Genomic DNA, 3473 nt, shown 5'->3' on the forward strand with positions numbered 1-3473 from the left:
CCCCTCTACACCGCCCCCTCCGCCTCCTCTTCCGCCTCTTCCTCTTCCGCCCCGTCGTCCCAGTGAGGTCCACGATGCGTCACTCCACGACCCGTCTCACCGTCGCCCAGGCGCTGGTACGGTTCCTCGCCGCCCAGTACACCGAGCGGGACGGCGTGCGGCACCGGCTGATCGCCGGCACCTGGGGCATCCTCGGCCACGGCAACGTGGCGGGCCTCGGGCAGGCGCTGGTGGAGGCCGGCGAGGACGTCATGCCGTTCCACCAGGGCCGCAACGAGCAGGCGATGGTGCACGCGGCGGTCGGCTACGCCCGTCAGCGCGACCGTCTGTCCACGCAGGCGGTGACGACGTCCATCGGGCCGGGCGCCACCAACCTCGTCACCGGCGCCGCCCTGGCCACCATCAACCGTCTGCCGGTGCTGCTGCTGCCCGGCGACTACTTCGCCGCGCACCCCGCCGACCCGCTGCTGCAGCAGCTGGAGCACCCGGTGGAGGCGGACGTGTCGGTCAACGACACCCTGCGCCCGGTCTCCCGCTACTTCGACCGGATCACCCGCCCCGAGGCGCTGATCCCCTCCGCGCTGAACGCGATGCGGGTCCTGACCGACCCGGCCGAGACGGGCGCGGTCACCCTCGCCCTGCCGCAGGACGTGCAGGCGGAGGCCTTCGACTGGCCCGAGGAGTTCTTCGCCGAGCGGGTGTGGCGGGTACGGCGTCCCGCCCCGGACCCGGCCGAACTCGCCGAGGCGGTGCGCGCCGTACGGGCCGCCCGGCGCCCGCTGATCGTGGCCGGCGGCGGCGTCCACCACAGCGGGGCCGAGGAGGCGCTGAAGGCGTTCGTCGACGCCACCGGCATCCCGGTCGCCTCCACCCAGGCCGGCAAGGGCTCGCTGCGCCACGACCACCCGGCCGACCTCGGCGGCATCGGGCACACCGGCACGGCCGTCAGCGACGACCTCGCGCGCACCGCCGACCTGGTCATCGGCATCGGCACCCGCTACACCGACTTCACCACGGCCTCCGGCACCCTCTTCCAGAACCCCGGCGTCCGCTTCCTCAACCTCAACATCACCGCGTTCGACGCCCACAAGATGGCGGCCACGACCCTGGTCTGCGACGCGCGGGCCGGGCTCACGGCGCTCACCGAGGCGCTGGCCGGCCACCGCGTGGACGCCGGGTACGAGGCCGAGTACCGGGCCGGCAAGGAGCGCTGGGAGCAGCTGGTCGAGGCGGCGTACCGCGCGGACGACGACAGCGCCGTGCCGTCCCAGACGCAGGTGCTGGGCGCGCTGGACGCGGTCGTGGGCGACGAGGACGTGGTGATCAACGCGGCCGGTTCGCTCCCCGGCGACCTGCACAAGCTGTGGCGGGCCCGTTCGCCGCGCCAGTACCACCTGGAGTACGGCTACTCCTGCATGGGCTACGAGATCCCGGCCGCGATCGGCGTGCAGCAGGCCGCACCGGACGTCCCGGTGTGGGCGCTGGTCGGCGACGGCACCTATCTGATGATGCCGACGGAGATCGTCACGGCCGTCCAGGAGGGCCTGCCGATCAAGATGATCCTGGTCCAGAACCACGGGTACGCCTCCATCGGCGGCCTGTCGGAGTCGGTGGGCGCCGAGCGGTACGGCACCGCCTACCGCTACCGCGCCGCCGACGGCACCTTCACCGGGGCCCCGCTGCCCGTGGACCTCGCCGCCAACGCCGGCAGCCTCGGCATGGAGGTGCTGCGCGCCAAGACGGTGGGCGAGCTGCGCCAGGCGCTGCGCACGGCCCGCGCCTCCGACCGGCCGGTCTGCGTCTACGTCGAGACCACCACGGACCCCCGGGCCCCGGCCGCTCCCCCGGCCGAGGCGTGGTGGGACGTGCCGGTGGCCGAGGTGGCCGCCCGGGAGGCCGCCGTGGCCGCCCGTGAACGCTACGACCGCGAGGTGGCCGCCCGTCGCCGCCACCTGTGACCTCCCCGCGCCGACAGGCGGCCCGAGGCCGCGCACCTTCCCACCCGACCCGAAGGGGGTACCCCGTGGCGACGACCGGCGACCGTTCCCGTTCCGGGACCGCCTCCGCGCTCGATTCCCTGGACTTCTCCCTGGACCGGAGCAGTCCGGTGCCGCTGTACTACCAGTTCGCCCAGCAGCTGGAAGCGGCGATCGAGCGCGGCGCCCTCGCCCCGGGGGACCTCCTGGGCAACGAGATAGACCTGTCCGTCCGTCTGGGGCTGTCCCGCCCCACGGTCCGCCAGGCCATCCAGTCCCTGGTCGACAAGGGGCTGCTGGTCCGGCGGCGCGGGGTGGGCACCCAGGTGGTGCACAGCAGGGTCAGACGCCCCCTGGAGCTCAGCAGCCTCTACGACGACCTGGAGACGGCCGGGCAGAGCCCCACCACGCGTGTGCTGCGCAACGAGCGCGTGCCCGCGCCCGCCGACGTGGCCTCCGCCCTCGGTCTCGCCGAGGGCGGCGAGGTGACGGTGCTGGAGCGGCTGCGGTTCACCCACGGCCAGCCGGTGGCGTTCATGTGCAACTACCTGCCGGCCGCGCTGCTCCAGCCGGACACCGCCCGGCTGGAGTCGACGGGCCTGTACCGGCTGATGCGCTCGGCGGGCATCACCCTGCACAGCGCCCGCCAGACCATCGGCGCCCGCGCGGCCGACGCCGAGGAGGCCGCCCTGCTCGACGAGAAGGAGGGCGCCGCCCTGCTCACCATGCAGCGCACGACGTACGACGACACGGGGCGGGCGGTGGAGTACGCGCGTCATGTGTACCGCGCGTCCCGGTACTCGTTCGACTTCCAGCTGCTGGTACGGCCCTGAGCCCGCGGACGCGGTGGCTGCGCCCGCCCTGCATGGGCCTGCCCGGGTGTCCCGCCTGGGGCCTCTCCCTGGCCCGGCGGGTCCCGCCGGGCCGACCGATCCCGGCGGGTCCCCCACATGAATCAAGCTGATCCCGACGGGTCCCCATATGAATCAGGGCAGGCCCCACACATGGTTCAGGGGATGTTCCGGATCCCTCGGAACATCCCCTGAACTGCGACTCGCTCGAGTCGGGACGACAGGATTTGAACCTGCGACCCCTTGACCCCCAGTCANNGTGAACCCGCGTGATCGCGCGAGCATCACTTTACCGCACCTCAAAGGCCACGCCGAAGCGGGAGCGGAGACAAGGGGGACAATCGGCGTATGAGCAGCGCATCCAGCAGCACTCCTTCCGGCACGCCCTCCGGCAGGCCGGCCGTCGTGCGGGACCGGGACAGCGAGGGGCGGGCGCGCAACGCGCGGCCGCGGGACGGGCTGGGGCGGCCCCTGCCGTACGGGGCCGACGGCGTGCCCCGGCAGCCCGAGGGCGTGGTGCGCACCCCGCAGGAGACGGTCGCCGAGGCCCAGGCGCTGCTGGACGCGGGCAGGCCCTTCCACGCGCACGAGGTCTTCGAGGACGCCTGGAAGTCGGGCCCCCGGGCGGAGCGCACCCTGTGGCGCG

General features: G+C 73.8%; 3 protein-coding genes. All 3 read left to right on the forward strand.

Features of this window, described 5'->3' with window-relative positions; translation table 11 throughout:
- The first annotated feature begins 74 nt into the window (after positions 1-74).
- A complete protein-coding gene (gene iolD, locus CCN35_RS13450) occupies positions 75-1958 on the forward strand; it encodes a 3D-(3,5/4)-trihydroxycyclohexane-1,2-dione acylhydrolase (decyclizing) (RefSeq protein WP_086792798.1) in 1884 nt (627 codons plus the stop codon).
- A gap of 65 nt (positions 1959-2023) precedes the next feature.
- Positions 2024-2809, forward strand: a complete 786-nt coding sequence (locus tag CCN35_RS13455; RefSeq protein WP_067394072.1) for a GntR family transcriptional regulator — start codon at positions 2024-2026, stop codon at positions 2807-2809.
- A gap of 366 nt (positions 2810-3175) precedes the next feature.
- Positions 3176-3473, forward strand: a 298-nt coding sequence (locus CCN35_RS13460) for a DUF309 domain-containing protein (RefSeq protein ID WP_143631542.1), incomplete at its 3' end; no start/stop codon positions are given.

This window comes from Streptomyces thermovulgaris, assembly GCF_002155915.1.
Lineage (GTDB): Bacteria > Actinomycetota > Actinomycetes > Streptomycetales > Streptomycetaceae > Streptomyces > Streptomyces thermovulgaris.

Coding starts and splice junctions, on each gene's coding strand:
- iolD (WP_086792798.1), top strand. CDS start 75: ATGCGTCACTCCACGACCCGTCTCACCGTCGCCCAGGCGCTGGTACGG.